The organism is Gracilibacillus saliphilus, from assembly GCF_010994085.1.
GTDB classification, from domain to species: Bacteria; Bacillota; Bacilli; order Bacillales; family Amphibacillaceae; genus Gracilibacillus; species Gracilibacillus lacisalsi.
In genome coordinates, this window is the sequence record NZ_WJEB01000006.1 from 65,985 (window position 1) to 90,336 (window position 24,352).

Sequence of the window (24,352 nt, forward strand, 5' to 3'; positions counted from 1 at the left end):
AACTTAGAAATGCGATCAAATAATAATGACAATCTCCAAGCATTTAAAGCACTTGTTCGCAAGGAGTTCACAGACTATATGACAAGTTGGCGAATCATCATTATGTTAGCTTTAATTGTGCTGACGTGTGTTGGTTCCCTTTATACTGCAATTACTTCAATTCAAGATGCAATAGATGCCAATGAAGAAGCTAAAGAAATCGCCAAAAGCTCCTTTCTTTTCTTAAAATTATTTACGATTTCTGATGGTACGTTGCCATCTTTTATTACCTTTGTTTCGTTTTTAGGTCCACTTCTAGGAATTGCGCTTGGCTTTGATGCGATTAATTCTGAACGTAACAAAGGGACATTAAGCCGACTTATGGCACAACCAATCCCGCGCGACTATGTATTAAACGCAAAATTTGCGGCAGCCTTATTGTTAAATACGGTACTTTTTGTTGCATTAGGGTTTATGGTAATGGCACTCGGGATCTTGATTCTTGGTATCCCTCCGACCGGTGAAGAATTTTTGCGGATTCTTTGCTTTCTTGTTTTATGTATTGCCTATATCGCCTTTTGGCTAAATCTAGGAATTCTTTTTTCTGTACGCTTTAAACAACCTGCAACTTCTGCTTTAGCAGCAATTGCTGTCTGGATTTTCTTTAACATTTTTTATCAGATGATTGTGGAATTGTTGTCAAAGTCGATTTTGAATCCCGAAAACATTACAAGTACAGTTGATGCTATTAGTAGACAGGGGGTTGTCCTTAATCTAATGAGACTATCCCCAAACTACCTATTCACGGAATCGACGACAACACTTTTGTCACCGTCAGTTCGAAGCTTAGGACCATTAACCGTTGAACAAACGACAGGAGCGATTGCTGGTCCATTGCCATTAAGTCAAAGCTTAATGTTAATTTGGCCACAATTAACAGGCTTAATCGCAGCAACGTTAATCTGTTTTGCGATTTCATATTTGTTATTTATGCGCCAAGAAATTCGATCAAAATAAAACAATGGACTGTCAAAACCAGTGAGCGCTCACACTCACTGGTTTTTTATCGGGCACTTTTTTGAAGATATCGGGCACTTTCACTAGATTATGTTCTCATATTCGAATCGGCATTCACCGAAATAGGAGGTACCTCAGCTTGATCGTTAGCACAACTAGCACAAACTACAAGTAATAGAATGAACATCATCGTTTTCGAACATTTAATAGTAAGCCCTCCCACTACAAAGACGTAAACTGCATTATTTCTCTTAGTTATTCGACCTCAAATTCTGTTGCTAAAGTAATTTCCTCGCTTATTGGTTTTACTACTCGATATTTTCCGGATGAAAGATCATGTTTTAAATGATTAGTGGAAATGTTTTGGGTATATGATTCATTTGGTTTTACCATAATACCAATCGTTTGAAATTCTGTATCATCTTTGAACGGAATTTGATACCAGGAGCCGTCTATGTATCTTTCCATATAATATATAAGACCGAAATTTAAGTTAGAGGCACTATTGTTCGTTAACTCTAATGTTATCTGGTCTACTTCATTAGAATATTTATTTTTATCTAGTTTCAATTCATAATTGTCTTGCTCAAGTATTTCACCATAATCAGACTTTGGTAACTCTTCTGTTAAATCCTTGTTACAGCCAGCTAGTAAAATCAATACGAACGATAATATATAAACAAAACTTTGAAATTGTTTAACGTTCATCATAAACTCCTTTCAGATAAGCTATTCCATCTATTATAACATCATATTTACTACTCTCCTAAACATCGAGTGATTTGCACCATATTAACTTCCTTTTTCACAATCACCAAAATATACAAAATAGCTAACCACTTTTTAGTTAAGTGATTAGCTATTTTCTGCTTACTAGTTTACCTGTTCAATGTTCCATTGCTGATTAGCACCTTTATTATCACTCCACTGTACCACGTTCCCTCCATCTTCACTTGACTTTGCTTCTACTTCGAGTGTTTTCCCACTATTACGATTTATAAATCTTAAGTAGCCATCAGTATTTTGAATAATTGACCATTGTTGATTTATGCCATTTAAGTTCGACCACTGTACTATGTTTGCTCCGTTAGCAGTTGAGAAATCGTAGACGTCTATCGCCTTACCACTATTTTGATTTAGAATATTGTAATATCCATCACCATTCCGGACAATTGACCAATTCTGGCACGAACAACCATTTGCAGTCCATTGTTGAATATTTGCTCCATCACTTGTACTTGCATTAGTGACTTCTAAAAGCTTTCCACTATTTCTATTTACTATTTGATAAGAAGAATTAGAATCAAAGGATACTGAATTAAATTTGTTATTTCCTGAAATCGTATTGTTACTTCCAGCCTCATTGCTTACTAACGCGCCATCTGTATCTATATTATTGTTAGTGATTTCGTTATAATCAGATTCACCCGTAAGGCGAATTCCTGGATTGCTGTACCCTGAATAGGTTGACATCAAATTGTTTGAGATCGTATTATTACTTCCAGGAGCAAGGCGTATCATTGATTCAGGATTTAGTGACGTGTTATTTTGGACAATCGTATTATTAGTAAAGGTATTGTCATTAGCCTGAATTAAAATACCATGAATTCTTGAATCAATAACCGTGTTTCCATTTATTGTATTATTATTCGCACCTGTTAAAACAAAAATCCCCCTTGGATAACTTTGAATCACGTTATCTTCTACTATATTATATGCCCCACCATTAGGTATCCGAATCCCGCCATAGCTATCTTGCTGTTGTTGGGTATTGATTACCTGATTGTTTCTAACAGTTGTATAAGTAGCACGTGATAAATTAATTCCACTTCCACCCGTTGAATTCGTGATTACGTTGTTAGTGATTTCTACATTAGTAAATTCACCAACCGGATAGTTTTCATCTCCGGTTGCGATCGAGTGACCACTTGTTTGGTCAAACACACTATTCGTAATAACGGAATCTCGCATTCTTCTTAATATGGCACCATTTGTAGCATCTTTAATTTCAATACCGTCTAATCTTAAATTACTAACCTCTGCATCAATATTGATTCCACCTATTTGACTTAATCCCTGCGAAGATCGATTCACTCTATCAGCATCAAATGTTATATCTGAAACGGTTACATTTAAGTTAACAGAATTGGAATGTAAAATTGGATTGCCTACTACATAATTAGTACTGGTACCCATTTTTTTTATGATAGTTTGTCCTCTTCCATCACCAACCAAGTTAACTCCCTCATGGAAACGAAGTGCTTCATCTACATAATAGGTACCAGCGGGAATATAAACGGTTCCTTCTTCACCTTGGTCATAAAAATAGCGCATAGCGTCGTGAAGTGCTTCCGTTTGAGATGAATTCTCCCCTGCCGTTACACCAAAATCAGTTGCATTTACAGTTTCTGCATGGACACTAGAGTTAACAAATCCAATTGCAAAAATGCTTATTAACACAAAACAGCTTATCAGTTTATAAAATTTCAATTTTAAACGCTCCTTAATTAAGTTTTAAATATGCCGCAAAGTTATGGAAGTTAGCTTTAATCAGTTTCATTCAAGAAGTGGTTACAAACAATAAGTCAGTAGTAGTTTTTTAGAATTGTTTAAGCAGAATGGTTGAGGTAATGTTTAAGATTAGCAAAAGAGGGATAAGTTCTTATCATTTCACCTACTTTCTATCAAGTATTATTTAGAACTTAGCACATGCCATTTTCCCCATCAATAGGACATTTTTGCCAAAATAGCACATTATTGCATAACTCTAACTTATGGTATCTATTGGCGGTTTTAAAACGATATCAGCCACTTCCCCTTCCTTCTTCTATGAAAAAATGTTATGCTCCTTCTGTTGGAGGTGGAAACATGAAGGCTTATCTTCTTTTAATATTAGCAGCGATTTTTTATGCAGGTAATCTAATTGTCGGGAAGCCTGTTGCACAGGAAATACCTCCGATTACTTTGTCTTTATTCCGTTACCTTATTGCATTGGTAGTAATTTTTCCCTTTGGTTATCGGGAGTGGAAAAACAATAAGGATTTATGGAAAAAGGAATGGAAAGCGATTCTTGCTTTATCTGCTACAGGACTTGTATTATTTAATATTTTCGTATATTTAGCATTAAACTATACCACATCCATCAATGCTGGGATTGTCGAGGCAACCGCCCCTATTTTCACCTTAATTCTGACCTTTTTATTGTTTAATGAACGTTTTTCACATAAGCAATTGATTGGCGTGTTTATTTCCTTATTTGGGGTCTTCTTTGTGATTACGAAAGGTTCATTGGAAGTTATTATGAGTTTACAGTTTAATAGTGGGGATCTAATCATGATTCTAGCCATGATTACGTGGGCGTTTTATTCGATTTTTATCAAACAGCATACTTGGAAATTTCCTACTTATGGTGCGTTACTTGTTATGACAGTGGTCGCTATTATCATGTTCATTCCATTAATGTCAATCGAAATCGGACAAATCCAAACAATTAACTGGTCTTGGGAGGTTATCTCTGGCCTGCTTTATTTGGGGATATTTCCTTCCCTTGCTGCACTGATTGCTTATAACAAAGGAATTGCAGCGATCGGACCATCGAGAGCATCAGTCTTTCTTAATCTCATCCCGGTCTTTACCATGATCGGTGCCGTAATCTTTTTAGGAGAGCAACTCACATGGATTCAAGTGGTTGGAGCGTTATTCGTTATCTTTGGCGTCCTGATCACAAATCGAGTAAAGACAACAAATGAGCCGTCATGATAACGGCTCATAATTTTTATTCATCAAATGTCCATTCTGCTAAGCTATCAATCGTAAATGTTGGCTGTTTTTCGATTGATTTAAGATCTTCTTTTGTAGTTACACCAGTATATACCAGCAACGAATCTATCCCTGCATTTATCCCTGCCAAAATATCTGTCGCATAATTATCCCCGACCATTAAGGTTTCTTCTTTTGCAGTACCTAATACTTCAAGTGCCTGGTCAACAATAATCGATTCTGGTTTTCCGATAAATTTAGGACGGGCACCTGTAGTTACCCATAATACAGAAATCAAGGAACCAGCTCCAGGTAAAAATCCTCGTTCTGTTGGCAGTGCTACATCTCCATTTGTCGCAACAAAACTTGCACCAGCACGGATATTTAGCGCACCTTTTGCTAATTTCTCATAATTAATAGTGCGGTCCAATCCCATTACAACAAACTCTGCCCCTTCCTCAACGATTTCCAAACCACATTCTTCTAGCGCCATATGTAGACCTTCTTCACCAATTGGGTAGACCTTCGCATCTGCTTTTTGTTCTTTTATGTAGCTTGCGGTTGCCATGCTCGTTGTAAAAACGTGCTCTGTCGTACTTGGCACACCCATATCGACTAATTTTTTCGAAACATCACTTGGATGCTTCGTCGAATTATTCGTTAAAAAAAGATATGGTAAACCTCTACGGTCTAACTCTTTCACAAAATCAATGGCTTCGATTATTTTTTCGGTTCCTTTATAGACTGTCCCATCAAGATCGATTAAAAATCCTTTATATTTTTGCATGATATCCTCCTGAATTTTTTGAAAATTCCATGTATTTCATTTGTCATTTTCACAATACATGATAGTATATATTTATGACAATAAAGACTTAGCAGTTATTTGTATGTTATCATGTTAAATAATTTAACAGAAGTATTTAACATGGTAAAATATTTAAGTATGCTGTTACTTTAGTGAATTACATAGTTAAGCATATCGTGACACATATGCGCTTAACTCGTAAATAAACAAGTAGAAAGGTAGTTAAAGTTCATGACAACGAATAACCCAAAAGCAGTAATTGTGATTTTTGGTGCAACAGGGGATCTAGCTAATAGAAAACTTTATCCTTCCATTTACAGACTTTACCGAAATGGAAAGTTATCCGATAACTTTGCCGTAATTGGTGTGGCAAGACGTCCATGGACAAATGACGTATTCCGTGACAAAGTAAAAGAATCAATCGATAATTTCGATGATCCTCATATTGACAAAGATGAATTCGCAAGTCACTTCCACTACAATCCATTTGATATCCAAGACCTTGAACACTATCAAGAATTGGAAGCATTAATTAAAGAATTAGATGCTAAGCATGAAACAGATGGCAATCGTCTATTCTATTTCTCTATGGCACCTAATTTCTTCGGAACGCTTGCAGCGAATCTTAAATCAGAAGGTTTGACAACGACCCAAGGTTGGACTCGCCTTGTTATCGAAAAACCGTTTGGTCATGATTACCAATCAGCAAAAGAGTTGAATGACCAAATTCGCGAAGCATTTTCGGAGGATCAGATTTACCGTATTGACCATTACCTTGGGAAAGAAATGGTCCAAAATATCGAGGTTATCCGTTTTGCCAACGCCTTATTTGAACCATTATGGAATAACCAATATATTTCTAATATCCAAATTACCTCAAGTGAAGTTCTAGGTGTTGAAGAACGCGGACGTTATTATGATGGTGCAGGTGCATTAAAAGATATGGTCCAAAACCACATGCTGCAAATGCTTGCACTGATTGCAATGGATCCGCCAATTAAATTAACACCAGAAGAAATTCGCGGTGAAAAAGTAAAAGTATTACGTGCTTTACGTAAGTTAAATGAAAACGAAGTGGATGATTACTTTGTTCGCGGTCAATATGACAAAGGGATTGTAAATGGTGAGGAACTACCTGCATACCGTGATGGTAACGGTGTAGATCCTGAATCTAATACAGATACTTTTGTTGCAGCGAAATTAATGATCGATAACTTCCGCTGGGCAGGTGTTCCTTTCTACATCCGCACCGGAAAACGGATGAATCGTAAATCAACGGAAATCGTAGTAGAATTTAAAGATTTACCAATGAACCTATACTATGATAAAGAACATGAAACAAAATCAAACCTTTTAGTGATTCATGTCCAGCCAGATGAAGGGATTACGTTACATGTAAATGCGAAGAAAGGCGACTATAATGCGTCTTCTACACCAATCACATTAAGCTATGATAATAACTCAGAAGATAAAATGAATACGCCGGAAGCATATGAGACGTTATTACATGACTGTATGCGCGGTGATTCTACTAACTTTACTCACTGGGATGAGGTTGCATTATCATGGCAGTTTGTTGATGTAATAGCAAACGCATGGTCGAAGAAAAAAGCTGATTTCCCTAACTATACATCAGGATCAAATGGTCCAGAAGAAGCAGATCTTTTATTAAATAAAGATGGTTTCGAATGGTGGGACGTTAAGTCTGAATAAAGATACAAGGCAATCAATCAATGTTACGTTGGTTGATTGCTTTTTCATATCAAAGAGGAGGAGTTTAGATGAAATTTTATGATATCTCGATGGATGTTTACCCTAACATGCAAGTCTGGGAGGATATAAAAGAGAATAAACCCGTTTTTGATAGACAAACAAATGGTTATGTTACTGCAACTACTGCTACACTTGGATTGCACACTGGCACCCATATCGACGCACCATTACACATGATTAATAATGCCGATACCTTTGAAACGATCCAATTAGAACGACTGGTACGAAAAGTGAAAGTGCTCGATTTGGAAAACGCAGAAGATGGGATTACTCGATCAGATTTGGAAGCGCATACGATTGAATCAGGCGATTTTCTGCTATGTAAAACGAAAAATTCTTATTATACTAGTGAACATTTTGACTTTAACTTTATTTATTTAAAAGAAGATGGCGCAGATTACCTAGTGAAAAAAGGAATTGAAGGTATCGGTATTGATACAATAGGAATTGAGCGGAGCCAAGAAGGTAATCCCACTCATCGAAAATTGTTTCGTGATGACATCATCATTGTAGAGGGGCTACGCTTAGAAAGTGTGGAACCAGGGAATTACTTTATGGTGGCAGCTCCATTGAAATTAGTCGGAACAGAAGCAGCGCCAGCGAGAGTGTTGCTGTTTGATCAATGGCCAAGTACTTAATTTTAGCTTGGAGGTTCTTAAGAACAATTCCACCTAATGTTACTTTTTTCTGTCCGTAAAAATTGGTTTTTACGGACAGTGTTTCATAAACTTTCAATTAGTTGTCCGTAAGGTACTTATTAATGCAAATTATTTTATATGTTACATAACCCATGATATAATTTATATTAAGTAACCTAAATGGAGCGATGATAATGGAATTTGTGATGCCTATAAAGGATGTAAATCATATAAAAAAATTAAAAGCCTATCTAAAAAAGCGCTCTTTTCGTGACTACCTGTTATTTGTATTTGAAATTAATACAGGTCTTCGTATCAACGAACTATTAGCAATTAAAGTTGAACAAGTGTGGGATGGTGAAACACCAAGGGAATTTATCGAATCCACCAGTGATAAAACTTCATCTATTTATTTAAACACAAAAATCCGTTCTGCTATAAAGCAATATATGCTTCAATCCACTCTATCTTCTGAAGACTACTTATTTATAACGAAAAATGGAACATCCCCTATTACACGTCAGCAGGCATACCGTATCATCAATAAGGCGGCACGAGAAATTGGCATTCATGATAAGATAGGCACCCATACATTACGAAAAACATTCGGTTATCACGCTTATAAAAAAGGAATAGCTATCTCGCTCATAAGGGATATTTATAGTCATTCCTCTACATCAGAAACACTTCACTATATTGGAATAGACAAAAAAGAGTCAACAACGATTAAAGTAGATGTAAATTTATAAAATAAGACTATGATCAAGATGTTAGCGTCTGTTACCCTACAACATTTCTGTTGTGTGTGGTCTTTCAGACAATTACATTGTGATAAACAAAAAGGGGAAATGCCTATGATAGGTGATTTATTTACGACAGAGTACTTTATTTTAACGATAGGATTATTGTTTATTATTGGCGTTATGACGACTAAATTCTCCAGTAGAATTGGCGTACCTGTGCTAATACTATACATTGCTATTGGTATGCTATTTGGCAGTGATGGACTAAATTTTATTTACTTTAGTGATTATAATCTTACCCAACTAATTGGGATGTTAGCCCTTATTATTATCCTATTTGAAGGTGGTCTCCAAACAGAATGGAAGAATATCCGCCCAGTAATTGGCCCTTCTATCTCATTAGCGACATTAGGTGTCCTAATTACTTCAGTAGTTGTTGCAATTGCTGCGAAATTCATTCTGGATGTTACTTGGTTAGAGGGCTTCTTGTTTGGTGCAATCGTTGGTTCTACTGATGCAGCAGCTGTTTTTGCTGTTCTGAAAGGTCAAAATATTAAGCAAAGAATTGGATCGACATTAGAAGCTGAGTCAGGGTCTAATGATCCGATGGCGATGATCCTAACTATATCTTTCATCGAATTGATCACGAATGAACAAGCATCTTACTTTTCTCTAATCGGTACGTTTTTTTGGCAAATGCTAGTTGGTGTTTTAATCGGTCTCCTAATGGGATTTATAGCAGTTTATTCCATCAACAAAATAAATCTAGATTCAAGTGGATTATACCCGGTATTTGGTCTGGCATTTGCATTATTAACATTTAGTTTTTCTGACCTTATCCAGGCTAGTGGCCTATTAGCTGTTTATGTACTAGCCGTGTATATTGGAAATGCAGAAATAGCTTATCGCCATTCGATTTTCCGTTTTAATGAAGGGATTGCATGGATTGCGCAAATTCTGATGTTTACGATATTAGGACTTCTTGTTTTTCCAAATGATTTATTTTCATTTGATATTATTTGGCAAGGACTAGTTATTTCCCTAATCTTAATTTTGTTGGCTCGTCCTATTGCTGTTTTTATCAGTACGATAAAGCAAAATTACAATTTCAAAGAAAAAATCTTTCTATCGTGGGCAGGTTTAAAGGGTGCAGTTCCTATCGTATTAGCCACCTTCCCGATGGTAGCAGAATTAGATAATGGACAGTTATTTTTTAATGTTGTGTTCTTCGTTGTGCTATTATCCGCTGTAATCCAGGGCTCTACTATCTCAGTTGTTGCTGATAAACTCGGATTATCAGGGCGCACTCGGGTTGAACCGATGCACAGCCTAGAGCTCATTTCGATTGGAAAAGCAAATGCAGAAATGGTTGAGTATGAGGTGCGTGATCAAGTAAATTTGATAGGTGAACAATTAGTAAATATTGATTTTCCTAAGGATGCTTTAATAAGTGCAATTATAAGAAATAATGAATTGGTTACCCCAACAGGTGACACTATCATTAAAAAAGGTGATATTCTATTTATTCTAGTATCTAAAAAGAACAAGACACAATTGAAGAAATTATTAAGATAAGAAAAGCGAAGAGCGCCCGTCTAGAAACGTAGCGGATGGAACGAATCAACTGAGATAAAGGAATCACGGTGAGTTTACGAACCGATGATGACTTATCGTAGGGCAATTCGTGAAGTCGCCAAGTTTCTGGGCGCTCGGAGCTAGACATCTGCGCAAAATTTATACTTTCCTATCTTACAAGTCTTACAAGAAAAACTAGGAAAGCCCAAAGTAGTTATTTTGACATAAATAATAGGCGTAACAACCGCTTCGGCTGCCCACTTCCCTTTCCGTGGGGTTTGTCCTTCAGCTAACTTTTTTGAGCAAAACTCGCTCAAAAAAGTGGATCTTCAGGTCAAACGATTCCCACAGGAGTGGAAGGGGGCGGCCTACGCTATTATCAGGCTCTACAACGCTAGCATGAAGTAACACAGCTGCTTTTATACTCATGGATAGCGGTCCATTGTAAAAAAAGCAACCTATTACTTATCACAATAGTTGTTGCATCTCTTATAGCGGAGACTAATTACGTAGACTCCTGCGGGAATAGCGCGAGCCGAAAATCCACTTTGCAAAGTGTTTTTCTTTGCAAAGTTAGTTGAGGCCGTGCCCGCGGAAAGCGAAGTAATTAGTCGGAGCGTTTTCAACCACCAAAAAATATGTCAAAATAACTACTTCGTTAAACACGGTCATCGAGCTGATTATATACTTTCTTACCTTTAAGAAAAACCTCTTGCTTTTAAGCAAGAGGTTTTCTCAATATTAATCTTCTAACCACTCTGTATGGAACACGCCTTCTTTGTCGTTACGTTGATACGTATGAGCACCGAAGTAGTCGCGTTGTGCTTGTAGTAAGTTTGCTGGCAATGTTTCTGTACGGTAGCTGTCATAGTAAGCTAATGCACTTGCAAAGCCTGGTACTGGAATACCGCGTTCCATTGCGATAGAAAGTACTTTACGTAGTGATGTTTGATAGCTTTCCACGATCTCTTTGAAATACGGATCAAGTAGTAAGTTCGCAAGTCCTGGATCACGATCATATGCTTCTTTAATTTTTTGAAGGAATTGTGCACGAATGATACATCCGCCGCGGAAGATCATTGAGATGTCACCATAGCGCAAGTTCCAGTCATTTTCTTCAGAAGCTGCACGCATTTGCGCGAAACCTTGTGCATAAGAAACAATTTTACTCATATAAAGTGCTTTACGGATAGCTTCGATAAGCTCGTCTTTGTCACCTTCATATGGCTTGTCTCCAGCAGATGGCCCTTGTAGTACTTTACTTGCTGCTACACGCTCTTCTTTCATGGCAGAGATGAAGCGTGCAAACACAGATTCAGTGATAACCGGTAATGGTACTCCTAAGTCTAGGGAGCTTTGGCTTGTCCATTTACCTGTACCTTTTTGACCTGCTGTATCAAGGATCACATCTACCATTGGTTTACCTGTTTCTTTATCTTTCTTCTTGAAGATATCTGTGGTAATTTCGATCAGGTAACTGTCTAATTCCCCTTTGTTCCATTCGCCAAATACTTCATGAAGCTCCTCTGCACTAAGTCCAAGTACGTGTTTCATAATGAAATATGCTTCACAGATTAACTGCATATCGCCATACTCGATACCGTTGTGTACCATTTTGACATAGTGACCAGCACCGTTTGGTCCGATGTATGTTACACAAGGGTCGCCGTTAACTTTTGCAGAAATTGCCTCAAAAATAGGCGCTACTTTATCATAAGCTTCTTTTTGTCCACCTGGCATAATAGAAGGTCCTTTAAGTGCCCCTTCTTCCCCTCCAGATACACCAGTTCCGATAAAGTGGATACCAGATTCGTCTAACTCTGCGTTACGACGCATCGTATCTTTAAAGAATGTGTTACCACCGTCAATCAAAATATCTCCTTTATCAAGAAGTGGTTTAAGTGAAGCAATCGTTGCATCTGTTGCTGGGCCTGCTTGTACCATAAGCATGATCTTACGAGGTTTTTCTAAAGATTCTACAAATTCTTCGATTGTTTCAGCCCCAACAAAGTTTTTACCTTTTGCTTCATTATTTAAAAAGTCTTCTGTTTTTTGATAAGTTCTATTAAATACTGCTACAGAGTATCCTCTGCTTTCCACGTTAAGCGCAAGGTTTTTACCCATAACAGCAAGACCTATCACACCAAATTGTTGTTTTGCCATTCTCTTATTCGCTCCTTTTTTTGTCACTATGTATTATTCCATTATCTATTTTAGCACGAAATCGAATATTACTGTAGTGATCTGAAAAATTCACTCCATATAATAAGTTATTATATTGACACACCCTCTGCAAGTGTTAACCATTAATTTTCTGAAAATTTACACATTAGAGTTACAGTACCCATTTCTCAATAGCTCTTGCTACACCGTCTTGATCGTTTCCTGTCGTTTCAGAGTCAGCCACTTTTTTAACTTCTTCCTGAGCATTTCCCATGGCAATTCCTAATCCTGCTTGTTCGATCATTTTAATATCATTCAAACTGTCACCCATCGCCATTACTTGGGACATATTAATTCCTAACCGCTCACATACGATTTCAATCGCTGCTGCTTTATTGACACCAACAGCATTTACCTCAATATTTGTCGGGCTAGAATTACTTAACTCAATTTCTTCCCAGCTCGCAATGGTCTCCATGATCTTCCCTTTTGTTTCCGGATCTTTTGTATCAAATCCAAATTTTAACCACTCATGTGCTAAAATATCCTCTGGTACTTCACCACGCCATATTTGATCTGTGGAAGAAAGCCATGCCCATGTTTGATGTTCTTCTTTTAATGCTACAAGCTTCTCAATGACCCGTGCATCAAGCGTTTGACGAGCAATCAATTCTCCAGTCATGGTCCAGATTTCACTGCCATTTACCGTTATCAGATAATGGATATCCAATTCTTTTGCAATATCAGAGCTTGTTTGATAATGTCTTCCTGTAGAAATAATCACTTCTACACCTTTTTCTCGTGCTTTTATAATGGCTTCTTTATTTGTTTCCGAGACTCGATGGTCATTGCCTAACAAGGTTCCGTCCATGTCTAGAGCAATCAATTGTATATCCTTTTTCATATATAAGCTCCTCTCATCATGCATTCCCTTTTATTTTATGCGATGCTGTATAATTTAGCAAAAAAGGATGCTTTGGGTATAATAAAGTATAACAATAAAAAATGAGGTGACATAAATGCAAAAACGAGCTGTAGTCAGTGTAGTTGGCAAAGACCAGGTAGGTATCATCGCCAAAGTAACCACTGTAATATCAGATAATAATATCAATATTTTAGATATTAGTCAGACTATTTTAGAAGGATTTTTTACGATGATCATGTTAATTGAAATCAATGATCCCAGTAATCTTGAAACGTTACAGGAAAAATTCAAACCTGTTGAGCAAGAATTAGGTTTAAAAATTAATATTCAACTAGAAGATGTTTTTCAAGCAATGCATCGTGTCTAAGGAGGGTAACAGATGCCAATAGCTTTTACCGAAATTCAAGAAACAATACGTATGGTAGAAATGGAGCACCTTGATATTCGTACGGTAACAATGGGAATAAGCTTACGTGATTGTGCTGATCATGATTTTGAAAAAGTAAAACAAAAAGTGTACGAAAAGATCACCAGTTATGCGAAAGACTTACAAACAACTGCGAATCAAGTAGCAAAAGAATATGGTGTTCCGATTATTAATAAACGAATCGCGATTTCTCCTGCTGCTGAACTGTTAGGGAACGCGACAAAAGAACAAGCCATTGAACTTGCCGAAACATTGGACAAAGCAGCACAAACTTTAGATGTAGACTTTATTGGTGGCTTTTCAGCCCTAGTGCATAAAGGCATTTCTAAAGGAGATCAAATACTACTTGATGCTTTACCCGAGGCACTAAGTAAAACGGAGCGCGTTTGTTCTTCGATCTCAGTTGCAACAACTAGAACAGGCATTAATATGGATGCAGTCCGCCAAATGGGACAGATCATACACGACACAGCTAAATTCACGCAAGATAACAATAGTATCGGTTGCGCTAAACTAGTCGTTTTCTGTAATCCTGTTGAGGATAATCCATTTATGGCAGGAGCTTTTCATGGTGCTGGTGAAGGAGAAGCAGTCCTAAGTGTTGGAGTAAGTGGACCTGGTGTTGTCCTTCATGCCCTGAAACGTTATCCTGATGCGGATTTGGGTGAAGTCTCCGACGTGATTAAGAAGACAGCTTTTAAAATTACAAGAGCTGGCGAAATAATCGGGCGTGTTGTCGCGGAGCGCTTAAATGTACCTTTTGGAATTATGGACCTTTCCCTAGCACCTACTAATGCAATGAATGATAGTGTTGCTGAAATATTAGAAGAAATTGGATTAGAACGTGTCGGAACGCACGGTACGATCGCAGCCTTAGCATTGATGAATGATGCTGTTAAAAAAGGTGGTGCAATGGCAAGTTCCTATGTTGGCGGGTTAAGTGGCGCTTTTATTCCAGTTAGTGAAGATAACGGCATGATCCGTGGAATTGAAGAAGGAGCACTAAACCTTTCTAAATTAGAGGCAATGACATGCGTCTGCTCAGTTGGATTAGATATGATCGCCTTAGAAGGCAATGCCAGTCCAGAGACTTTATCCGCCATTATTGCAGATGAAGCGGCGATTGGTATGATTAATAAAAAAACAACTGCAGTAAGGGTCATACCAGTGATTGGCAAAAAAGAAGGAGAAACCGTAGAGTTCGGTGGGCTGCTTGGTCGCGCACCCATTATCGGTGTGAGTGAATTTTCTTCTGATAAATTAATTCAACGTGGTGGCAGAATTCCTGCACCATTACAATCATTGATTAATTAAGAAAAGCGCAGAGCGCCCGATTAGAAACGTAGCGACTGGAACGAATTAACTGAGATAAAGGAATCACGGTGAGTTTACGAACCGATGATGACTTTCACCTAAAGGCATAAGTGCGACTAAGCCTCTGGTTTCACCAATCGGCAAGTCTTCTTTATCGTAGGGCAATTCGTGAAGTCGCCTAGTTTCTGGGCGCTCGGAGCTAGACATCTGCGCAAAATTTATACTTTCTTATCTTAATTAAAGAAATGGGCCTTTGGTGAAATAGTTCCGATACTAAATCACAGTAGTTTTAGCATAAAAAACTGCACCCCAATTGTTAGATTGTGTCCAACAATTGGGGTGCAGTTCAACATTAAATGTAAGCGTTCTGTTTTTTTATCACCATATTAAACTTTAAACTTCGACTAGGAGTTATGCTATTATTATTCTTTTGAAGACAGGTCTTCTCGGTCAACCGCTTCTGGTGGTTGTTCCATCCAACCATTATCAATCATAATATTAGCACCGTCTTCTACATAAAGTGAAACATCCATTAAACATCGTCCATACAATGCTCCGATATCCCTTCTTCCATTCAGTGAAGCACCATTGGCATATTCTCTGATTTTCATGGAGAACATGTCTATTTTATGATAAACCATAAGTTTATCTGAGAATGCCGGCGTAATCGATGTAGTTACTAAATGGTCTATAAGCGATGGCGCAGGAACATTATCTTTATGCAGTTTGCTTGACAACATTTCAATATGTTTTTGATTGATATTCTTTCCTCTCTCTAAATACGTTCTAACTTTTTCATTTCTTGCTCCCTGACTAAAGCCTATAATGAGCGCTTTACTTGTAATATCGTTGTTAATGTTACCATAAAGGTGAGCAATCTCTAGTCCATGGAGAGGACGAACGTCTCCCAAAAAACCATTCAAAAAGTGTTGTTTTTTAATAAAATCAACTTTTTCAGGAACGGGTATGGTTGGTGAATTCATTAATTCTCCTTTTACTATTAATACGTCATCGACTGCAGCCATTAATTGGGCAGTTTCACTAAGAGCATTAAGGAAAAACTTTCTTACATCTTTCCTTGTAACCAAAGGAATAGCAGCGCTATAAATACTCATCCCCGCTTTCCCTAAATATTTCAAATAATGGAGATAAAACTCATCGTAAAATAACCTTGGTGCACCCAAGTTAACGTCATCATCGGTAAATCCAACTGGGATTGGAAAGTTCGCCTGATTAAATATTTGTTTGATATCTTGATTAAGTGAATGAGATAAATTCAAAGCTTGTTCTAAAACTTTTTTAATATCCACATCACCCACATGTTTAAGATAGTAGCTAAGTACACACTTGCCCATGGTATTCCCATTATAAACTGCCCAAAGTTTTCCCATTTCGGCTGCTGTTAGTTGTGATTTATCTGTTTCCATAACCTATCATTCCTTTTGTAAATACTATGTCTAAAATTCTTGGTTTAATATTATCTCTTCTTCCGAAACAATGAATCAATAGCTACTGGCTAATAATTGATATCTAATTAAGCAAGTAATAATTTTTTCACCCTGAGCATTTTTAGCCCCTCCGAAATGGGAAAGAGGTATTTCTGAAGGCGATACCCCTGTCGCTATACCATGAAAAGAAGCTAATGGGTATAGTTTGGTCCATCTATGTTAAAAGTGGGTGTGCCGTTTATTTTATTCTTGGAAACCGTATATTGATTGCAATACCCAATGTACTGGTTATTTGTATCTGTAAGTGCGCATACATTAATCATTAGTTGAACAATTATCTTTTTATCCATTACTTTAATATTAGACTATATAATTTTCATTTGTTTATCATCTGCCCTGAATGTAACGGTTTTAACATACTGTTTTTTCCCACGTGAAATTTTCATTAATGGAGGTTAATTTAATAGGAGTTCATACTGTGGAAAATCCGTATCAACATTGCATAGCACGTTTTTTAGGTGTTTTTTCAAAATCCACTTTTATCTTTAGCTGTTTTTATACTCTTTATACTTCTGATATGCAAGACGTTTATCAAAATAGATCTATTCTCTATATTCTCCACTGCTTTGCATTAGTTGTGCGGTTTTTTTACTACGAAAAGCAAGTCCCGATTATCTCGACTAGTTATTTCTCCGTTTCTTTTTTAGTATGAAAAAGCATGTATTCACCTTATTCCGAATAAAGTAGAAGTAATAATAAACAAGAAAAGGTGAAAACAATGTATTATGCTAACCCAAATATAAGGTCTCATTCACAAGTACGTCAGACTGATTATTCGATACTAGTAACAGGCGATGGTACGGTGTCAGTTGAACCAAATCAAGCAGTGGTTACCCTTGGCGTTATAACAGAAGATTCCAATCTCCAAAAAGCGCAACGCGAGAATGCTGAGTCTACCAACAACATTATTCAAGCACTGCTTCAAGAGAATATCCCCCGTCATCATATCCAGACATATGATTACCGGATGGATATTCAGTATGACTATGATGAAGGCATTCAAATTTTTAGAGGTTATCGTGTAACGAATTTGTTAGAGGTTATTATCGAACCAATTGACAAAGTTGGACTAATCATTGATACAGCCGTTGATTACGGTGCAAATACTGTCCGTAACATTCAATTAACGGTAGCAAATCAAGATCGATATTATCTAGAAGCGCTCCAAAAAGCGGTGGAAAATACGCAGATAAAAGCTAGCATTATTGCGCAGGAGTTAGGTGTAAGCATTAGTTCTATTCCGTATTCCTTAAAAGAAATTTCCAGACGTGAAGAAAGTGAAAGCCGACCAGTAGTTTTAGGAGTTTCCACAGACAGTCCTATCACCCCTATCGAACCAGGTAGACTAGCGATTAAAGCTAAAGTGGAAGCTGAATTTCGTTATTAGGTACACTCGATGCTCTCCCTATCTATTTCTTGCACTCACAAACTCTCCTCCTCTCCAATTTTCTGAATAGTTTTACTTTTTCAAAAAGAATTGACGAATGTCATCCGTGATGATATTATATTGGTTATGAATTGTATATGAAAGCTCTTATCAAGAGTGGTGGAGGGAATGGCCCTATGAAACCCGGCAACCGTCAGTTTACACTGATAGGTGCTAAATCCATCAAAGCGTTATGCTTTGAAAGATAAGAGGACAACGAATAATCATCCTTTCTGTCCTCTTAGTGCAGAAAGGTTTTTTTATGTGTTTACGATATTGTAAACGAAGGAGAGTGAAAGAATGATTCGCATAAAAAACTTATCGAAACTTTATCAAACAAAAAAACAACAAGTGCAAGCTGTCGATAATGTTTCACTTAATATAGAACAAGGCGAAATATTTGGCGTTATTGGTTATAGTGGTGCTGGTAAAAGTACTTTCGTTCGATTAATTAATCGATTAGAGGAGCCAACCAATGGCTCGGTTGTTATCCATGAGAAAGATATTACCAAAATGTCAACGAACCAATTACGTAAAAAACGCCAAAAAATAGGTATGATTTTCCAACATTTTAACTTGCTATGGTCTCGAACCGTTTTCGATAACATTGCATTTCCACTTGAAATCGCTAGTGTTTCGAAAACAGAGCAAAAAAAGAAAGTACAAGAGTTAATTAATCTTGTTGGACTTGCAGGAAAAGAGAATGCTTACCCATCACAATTAAGTGGTGGACAGAAGCAACGTGTAGGAATTGCTCGAGCACTTGCCAATGATCCTGAAGTATTACTTTGTGATGAGGCGACTTCAGCGCTAGATCCTGAAACTACCGATGATATCCTAGATTTGTTAGTATCTATTAATAAAAAGTTAAACCTAACTGTTATATTAATTACACATGAAATGCACGTTATTCAAAAGATTTGTCACCGTGTTGCTGTAATGGAAAATGGTAATGTTGTGGAAACAGGTGACGTACTAGATGTTTTCGTAAAACCACAATCAAAAACGACCAAACGATTTGTACAGCAACTCAATCCTTTAGAATACGAAAAGGAAAACTTAGTAGAATTTATTAATGACAAGGAAGATAGTGAGGTTGTCAAATTACACTTTATAGGAAATAATGCAAAACGCGCAGTTATTAGTGAAGTAGCTAAGAAATTTGATGTTGAGATAAACATTTTACAAGGATCGATTGCGCCAACACAGGAAGGGGCATATGGTACCCTATATGTTGAAATAAATGGTGATAAAAAAATCTTAGAGGAGACTATTACTTTTCTAGAAGGCACCGGAGTGGAAGTAGAGGTGTTAAGACATGTTTGAGCAATTATTTCCAAATGTAGTAATGGATGATATGTGGCAAGCTACTTGGGAAACACTATACATGACCATTTTTGCCGGTATTGGTACCTTTGTTCTTGGGATTATACTTGGATTATTGCTTTTCCTAACTGACCAAGGTAACCTTTGGCAAAATAGATGGATAAACTTTATTTCGGCAACTATTGTTAACGTATTTCGAGCAATACCATTTATTATATTAATTTTATTACTTTTCCCTTTTACTGACTTTTTAATTGGTACAATTCGTGGTTGGAAAGCGGCATTACCTGCTTTAATTATTGGATCAGCTCCTTTCTACGCACGTCTTGTCGAAATCGGTTTGAAAGAAGTGGATAAAGGGGTTATCGAGGCTGCGAAATCTATGGGAGCAAAAGCTTCTACGATTATTTTTAAAGTATTATTACCTGAATCGATGCCAGCGATTATTTCTGGGCTTACCGTTACATTAATTGCCCTAATCAGCTATACAGCGATGGCAGGTGTAATTGGTGCTGGTGGATTAGGTGACCTTGCTTATATGAAAGGTTTCCAACGCTGGGATTTTGATGTAGTATTTCTCTGTACTGTATTTATTGTAGTTATCGTGTTTATTGTTCAATTTATTGGGGATTTCCTATCCAAAGTGATAGATAAAAGATAAAATTTTAAATTTAAGAAGGGATGATCTATTGTGAAAAAACTAATTATTTTTTTACTTACAGCATTACTGTCTTTAGCACTTGTAGCATGTGGTACAGCAGACAATGAGGAAGGTGCAGAAGACACTAGCAATGGTGAAGAAAACACAGAAGAAACTAACGATGAAGGTGCAACTGAAGAAAATGAAGAGTTAACAAAGATTGTTGTTGGGGCGTCAGCAGTTCCTCACTCTGAAGTACTTGAACAAGCTGCACCATTATTAGAGGAACAAGGTATCGAGCTTCAAATTGAAACATATCAAGAATATGTACTACCAAACCAAGACTTAGATAGTGGATTATTGGATGCTAACTATTACCAACATACGCCATTCTTGGAAACTGAAAAAGAACAAAAAGGTTATGACTTTGTCGACCTTGGTGGAGTTCACATTGAACCAATAGGATTTTACTCTAAAAACGTTGAAAGTGTAGAAGATATTGAAGAAGGAACAACCATTATTATGAGTCGTAATGTTCCAGACCATGGTCGTAATTTGTTACTATTACAAGAAGAAGGACTTATTACTCTTGACGAAGATGTTGATCCAACTGAAGCCACAGTTGAAGATATTGTAGAAAACCCATTAAACTTGGAGTTTGATACAAGTATTGAACCTGCGCTTTTAACGCAAAATTATGAAAGAGAAGAAGATACAGTTGTGGCAATCAACACGAACTATGCAATTGAACATGGCTTAGTACCAACAGAAGATGCCATCATTCTTGAAAGTCCTGACTCACCATATGCTAACTTAATTGTTGCTCGTTCTGAAGATGAAGATAATGAAGCACTCCAAACATTAGTAGATGTACTACGTTCTGAAGAAATCCAAACATTTATGGAAGAAGAATACGACGGAGCAATCATTCCTGTATCTGAATAAGTAAACTACAACACCTAGTTATGAAACTAGGTGTTTTTTAAACTTAATAAGAAAAGCGCAGAGTGCCCGTTTAGAAACGTAGCGGCGTCAGAATCAACTGAGATAAAGGAATCACGGTGAGCTTACGAACCGATGATGACTTATCGCAGGGCGATTCGTGAAATCGCCTAGTTTCTGGGCGCTTGCGTAGACAGGCACCCAATTCTTATACTTTCTTTGCTAATAAGAAAAACTGGGCAAACATAAAGTTGTTGTTGTAACCGATGAGTTATTGATAAAATAATGATATAAGTAAAGCTCTACTAGTTGTAAACTATCTTAGTAAAAAGCAAATACAGTTTCGTTGATAGTTGTTGATTGACGATCAATCATTTGATTCGTAGAATCTCCCGATTTCTTTCTATATAGGCACACCTTTCAATTAATTATTTTGAGGAGCTGACAATTATGCAGCAATTACACTTTGAAGATGCGTGGAACAGAACCATTAGTAATGAAGATCGTTTAGATATAAAGAAGATTTTTGAGCAAACAAAAAAGGATGCGGAAGATGGAGTCACGTTTGTTCCGGTCAGAACAGCAGTAAATCACCGCAATGACTTACTCATTACAACATTAATTCATAACTTCCAATCGGAAGAAACGGACTTAACCAATATCAACATCCAACTCTTTCAAGACAACAAGCAAATAGCCAGCCAGTATATTGAGGAATCCAGATTATGCTTTCCAGCTAAAACAAGCATGCCGTGGACATTTATCTTTCCTGAAATGGGAGATGAAAATAAACGAAATGTCCCCTATTCATTGAAAGTGGGACATTAATCCTGTCCCACTACCCTACCTCATCTCGATTCCGATAGCCGAATTGACTAGTTATTAAAGCGACTAGGCCAATTACTAGCAAAACCACTAATGGTGTCCACGTAAATGCTTCTACCGGAATTTGTGGGATGTGGTTAAAACTCGAAATGTTTGCTAACCATTCTGGTATGTCTATCATCCCACCTAAGTATACAGTGAAGAACGAAAATACCAGATATGCCCATACTAATGATGTCCATTTTGGCAGAAACGCAAATAACAGATTGGCAAGCGCTAAGATAATAAGCATCGCAGGTACATAAGACATCCCCGCTTTCAAGATATTTTTCAAAGGAATCGGATCGTCCATTACCGCCGCTCCTGCTGCCCATAATCCATATAGTGCAATAAATAATGAAACTGCACCTATTACTACTGATACACCAAGATAATAGCTTAGTAATTTATATCTTGAAATGCCTGTAGTTAATAGGTGGTCATTACGCTCTTTCTTCTCTTCCCCACGTACTCTCAAAAAAGAAATGACCATTGGGATTGTCGCAAATATCGATAGAATCACCATTAGCATCGTCATAAATTGTTCTGTCATTGTATATTCCGAATTATCTCCTAGGAGTTGCTGGAACATTTCATTATCTGCAAAGAATGATTCCAAATCACCTAAGACCGATCCATATGAGGCACCTAAAAAAAGCATCGCCACCAGCCAGGAAATGATCTGCGTACGTTGTAACCGTAATATGAGACCAAGTGGTGATAATAAGAGTTTGGAAGCTTCTTTTTTACCAGGCTTAGACGGCAGTAAACCTGCCCCTAGGTCTCTTCGGTTATGCAAGTAAAAAGCTAGTACTGTAAACACCAATGCAATCACAACCGAAACGATAATTGGCCACCAAATGTTTTCCACGTAAACTTCTGTCCGTAAAATTAAGCCTAATGGTGATAGCAAACTTAACGCTTCACTACTGACATCTCCAATCGCACGAACAAAATAAGCCAAAAGCAATACAGCTATTGATAACCCTATTGCACCGCGGGATGTTTCCGTTAACTGGGTTATCACTGCCGTAATGCCGGTAAACATGAGGCCCGTTACCGCTAAAACTGCTCCATACATGATCGAACCTTCTACATCAATACTTTCTACATTAATCAGAATCAAACCAATAGAAGTTATCAATCCAATAATCAAATTAACCAGTGCAACTACAATTAACGCACTGCTCAAACTTGATAAGCGACCAACCGGCATCGAGCGAATTAATTCAAATTTCCCTTCTTCCTCTTGCTTCCGAGTTAACTTGGTTATCATTAATATACTCATAATTCCGAGCACAATAGCAGTAAACAATAGCATTTGATTCGCCATCATTGCACCTGTCGTATAGTTGTCAATCCCATATACCGGTCCAACCATCGCAACCATTGCAGGGTTTTCAAGCGTTTGAGCCATTGTATCGCGTTCTTGTGCAGATCCGAAAAGGTTCACAAAAGCGCCTGCTACCACCACTGTAATCCCAACAATTGACAATGTCCAAATAATACTGGCAAGCCAATTTTGACGCGCATTAAATCTGAGCAAAAATTTCAATTGATGAAAAAGCATTCCGTCACCCCTTTTCCGCTACACTGTCTGTTTCGTAATGACGCATAAATAAATCCTCTAATGTTGGTGGTGTACTTTCAATTCGTTTGACACCTAACTCACCAACCTTCAGCATAACGCTCGATAGGCTTTCAGGATCTACTTGGAATGAATATACGCCGTCTTCCTCTGTAAATTGATGAATGCCTGATTGATTGCTTAAGCTTGCCGCAGATTTTTCCGTTTCGATAATAATGTTCGTTCTTGTTAAATGACGTAATTCATCTAACGAACCAGTTTCAATCATTTCTCCTTGTCTGATAATACCGACACGGTCACAAAGTTTTTCCACCTCGGATAAAATATGACTGGATAACAGGACACTTTTCCCTTCATACTTCACTTCTTCTACACATTGCTGAAAAATATTTTCCATTAAAGGATCCAGTCCAGAAGTCGGTTCATCTAAGATAAACAAATCTGCCTCAGATGCAAAAGCAGCAATTAATGCTACTTTTTGTCTGTTCCCTTTCGAATACGTCCCAGCTTTTTTTCGCGGATCTAACTGAAATCGCTCTATTAATGCATCACGCTTTGTCTTATTAATTCCACCACGTAATTTTAAAAAGGTATCAATAATTTCTCCTCCGGTTAAATTTTCCCAAAGATGGACATCTCCCGGTACATAAACCACTTTACGATGAATCTCTACCGCATCTTTCCAGGCGTCCTTTCCAAATATTTTCGCCGTTCCTGACGTTGCTTGAATAATCCCTAATAAGACACGTATAGTCGTCGATTTTCCAGCACCATTCGGGCCGATAAAACCATAAACTTCGCCTTTCCTAACTTCTAAATCAATCCCATTAAGAGCAGTGAACTTACCAAATTTCTTAGTTACTCCTTTTACATCAATCATATTCATATCAAAACCTCCTAAGTTTTGAAATATATTAACTTATATATTTCATATTAT

General features: G+C 37.2%; 21 protein-coding genes and 1 riboswitch. Of the genes, 13 read left to right on the top strand and 8 right to left on the bottom strand.

Annotated elements, in window-relative coordinates:
• The first annotated feature begins 9 nt into the window (after positions 1–9).
• The gene (locus tag GHT08_RS08435; protein ID WP_163581050.1) at positions 10–996 is read left to right on the top strand and encodes an ABC transporter permease; all 987 of its coding nucleotides are present in this window, start codon (positions 10–12) and stop codon (positions 994–996) included.
• A gap of 255 nt (positions 997–1,251) precedes the next feature.
• On the opposite strand, the gene GHT08_RS08440 is transcribed toward GHT08_RS08435, so the two are convergent.
• Both GHT08_RS08440 and GHT08_RS08445 read right to left on the bottom strand, forming a co-directional pair.
• Positions 1,252–1,704: an immunoglobulin-like domain-containing protein gene (locus GHT08_RS08440; protein ID WP_163580988.1), complete on the bottom strand. Its 453-nt coding sequence runs from the start codon at positions 1,702–1,704 to the stop codon at positions 1,252–1,254.
• 165 nt (positions 1,705–1,869) lie between these two features.
• On the bottom strand, positions 1,870–3,486 hold the full coding sequence (locus GHT08_RS08445; RefSeq protein ID WP_163580989.1) for an RICIN domain-containing protein: 1,617 nt from the start codon (positions 3,484–3,486) through the stop codon (positions 1,870–1,872).
• A gap of 378 nt (positions 3,487–3,864) precedes the next feature.
• On the opposite strand from GHT08_RS08445, the gene GHT08_RS08450 reads away from it, so the two are divergent.
• Positions 3,865–4,755: a DMT family transporter gene (locus GHT08_RS08450; RefSeq protein ID WP_163580990.1), complete on the top strand. Its 891-nt coding sequence runs from the start codon at positions 3,865–3,867 to the stop codon at positions 4,753–4,755.
• A gap of 16 nt (positions 4,756–4,771) precedes the next feature.
• Here the strand turns inward: GHT08_RS08450 and GHT08_RS08455 are convergent, their stop codons facing one another.
• On the bottom strand, positions 4,772–5,542 hold the full coding sequence (locus GHT08_RS08455) for a TIGR01457 family HAD-type hydrolase (RefSeq protein ID WP_163580991.1): 771 nt from the start codon (positions 5,540–5,542) through the stop codon (positions 4,772–4,774).
• A gap of 252 nt (positions 5,543–5,794) precedes the next feature.
• Here GHT08_RS08455 and zwf point away from each other — a divergent pair, with 252 nt between their 5' ends.
• The 4 genes from zwf to GHT08_RS08475 all read left to right on the top strand — a co-directional run bounded on the left by zwf (position 5,795) and on the right by GHT08_RS08475 (position 10,292).
• Positions 5,795–7,276: a glucose-6-phosphate dehydrogenase gene (zwf, locus tag GHT08_RS08460; RefSeq protein WP_163580992.1), complete on the top strand. Its 1,482-nt coding sequence runs from the start codon at positions 5,795–5,797 to the stop codon at positions 7,274–7,276.
• Between the two features lie 68 nt (positions 7,277–7,344).
• The gene (locus GHT08_RS08465) at positions 7,345–7,974 is read left to right on the top strand and encodes a cyclase family protein (RefSeq protein WP_163580993.1); all 630 of its coding nucleotides are present in this window, start codon (positions 7,345–7,347) and stop codon (positions 7,972–7,974) included.
• 194 nt (positions 7,975–8,168) lie between these two features.
• Positions 8,169–8,723 (top strand): tyrosine-type recombinase/integrase, encoded by a 555-nt coding sequence (locus GHT08_RS08470; RefSeq protein ID WP_163580994.1) that lies wholly within the window; start codon positions 8,169–8,171, stop codon positions 8,721–8,723.
• 105 nt (positions 8,724–8,828) lie between these two features.
• On the top strand, positions 8,829–10,292 hold the full coding sequence (locus tag GHT08_RS08475; RefSeq protein ID WP_163580995.1) for a potassium/proton antiporter: 1,464 nt from the start codon (positions 8,829–8,831) through the stop codon (positions 10,290–10,292).
• A gap of 741 nt (positions 10,293–11,033) precedes the next feature.
• On the opposite strand, the gene gndA is transcribed toward GHT08_RS08475, so the two are convergent.
• Together gndA and GHT08_RS08485 are read right to left on the bottom strand one after the other, a co-directional pair.
• Positions 11,034–12,455 (bottom strand): NADP-dependent phosphogluconate dehydrogenase, encoded by a 1,422-nt coding sequence (gene gndA / locus GHT08_RS08480; protein ID WP_163580996.1) that lies wholly within the window; start codon positions 12,453–12,455, stop codon positions 11,034–11,036.
• A 172-nt stretch (positions 12,456–12,627) separates the two neighbouring features.
• The gene (locus tag GHT08_RS08485) at positions 12,628–13,359 is read right to left on the bottom strand and encodes a Cof-type HAD-IIB family hydrolase (RefSeq protein WP_163580997.1); all 732 of its coding nucleotides are present in this window, start codon (positions 13,357–13,359) and stop codon (positions 12,628–12,630) included.
• Positions 13,360–13,474: 115 nt separating this feature from the next.
• On the opposite strand from GHT08_RS08485, the gene GHT08_RS08490 reads away from it, so the two are divergent.
• Positions 13,475–13,747, top strand: coding sequence for an ACT domain-containing protein (locus GHT08_RS08490; protein WP_153835491.1), 273 nt, complete (start codon positions 13,475–13,477; stop codon positions 13,745–13,747).
• A 12-nt stretch (positions 13,748–13,759) separates the two neighbouring features.
• Positions 13,760–15,121, top strand: coding sequence for a PFL family protein (locus GHT08_RS08495; protein WP_163580998.1), 1,362 nt, complete (start codon positions 13,760–13,762; stop codon positions 15,119–15,121).
• A gap of 422 nt (positions 15,122–15,543) precedes the next feature.
• Here the strand turns inward: GHT08_RS08495 and GHT08_RS08500 are convergent, their stop codons facing one another.
• Positions 15,544–16,548 carry a DUF3231 family protein gene (locus tag GHT08_RS08500; RefSeq protein WP_163580999.1) on the bottom strand — a complete coding sequence of 335 codons (1,005 nt, stop codon included), beginning with the start codon at positions 16,546–16,548 and terminating at the stop codon, positions 15,544–15,546.
• A 799-nt stretch (positions 16,549–17,347) separates the two neighbouring features.
• On the opposite strand from GHT08_RS08500, the gene GHT08_RS08505 reads away from it, so the two are divergent.
• The 5 genes from GHT08_RS08505 to GHT08_RS08525 all read left to right on the top strand — a co-directional run bounded on the left by GHT08_RS08505 (position 17,348) and on the right by GHT08_RS08525 (position 21,791).
• A complete protein-coding gene (locus GHT08_RS08505; RefSeq protein ID WP_238343531.1) occupies positions 17,348–18,016 on the top strand; it encodes an SIMPL domain-containing protein in 669 nt (222 codons plus the stop codon).
• Positions 18,017–18,160: 144 nt separating this feature from the next.
• A riboswitch (SAM riboswitch) is annotated at positions 18,161–18,267 on the top strand.
• Positions 18,268–18,355: 88 nt separating this feature from the next.
• Positions 18,356–19,381, top strand: a complete 1,026-nt coding sequence (locus tag GHT08_RS08510) for a methionine ABC transporter ATP-binding protein (RefSeq protein ID WP_153835495.1) — start codon at positions 18,356–18,358, stop codon at positions 19,379–19,381.
• Positions 19,374–20,042 carry a methionine ABC transporter permease gene (locus tag GHT08_RS08515; RefSeq protein WP_163581000.1) on the top strand — a complete coding sequence of 223 codons (669 nt, stop codon included), beginning with the start codon at positions 19,374–19,376 and terminating at the stop codon, positions 20,040–20,042. The genes GHT08_RS08510 and GHT08_RS08515 overlap by 8 nt, the downstream gene beginning before the upstream one ends.
• Positions 20,043–20,072: 30 nt before the next feature.
• Complete coding sequence (locus GHT08_RS08520) at positions 20,073–20,966, top strand: MetQ/NlpA family ABC transporter substrate-binding protein (RefSeq protein WP_163581001.1); 894 nt, start codon at positions 20,073–20,075, stop codon at positions 20,964–20,966.
• 447 nt (positions 20,967–21,413) lie between these two features.
• Positions 21,414–21,791, top strand: a complete 378-nt coding sequence (locus tag GHT08_RS08525) for an SLAP domain-containing protein (protein WP_163581002.1) — start codon at positions 21,414–21,416, stop codon at positions 21,789–21,791.
• A gap of 10 nt (positions 21,792–21,801) precedes the next feature.
• Here the strand turns inward: GHT08_RS08525 and GHT08_RS08530 are convergent, their stop codons facing one another.
• Together GHT08_RS08530 and GHT08_RS08535 are read right to left on the bottom strand one after the other, a co-directional pair.
• The gene (locus GHT08_RS08530) at positions 21,802–23,397 is read right to left on the bottom strand and encodes an ABC transporter permease (protein WP_163581003.1); all 1,596 of its coding nucleotides are present in this window, start codon (positions 23,395–23,397) and stop codon (positions 21,802–21,804) included.
• 4 nt (positions 23,398–23,401) lie between these two features.
• Positions 23,402–24,301, bottom strand: coding sequence for an ABC transporter ATP-binding protein (locus tag GHT08_RS08535; protein ID WP_163581004.1), 900 nt, complete (start codon positions 24,299–24,301; stop codon positions 23,402–23,404).
• Between the last annotated feature and the right edge of the window lie 51 nt (positions 24,302–24,352).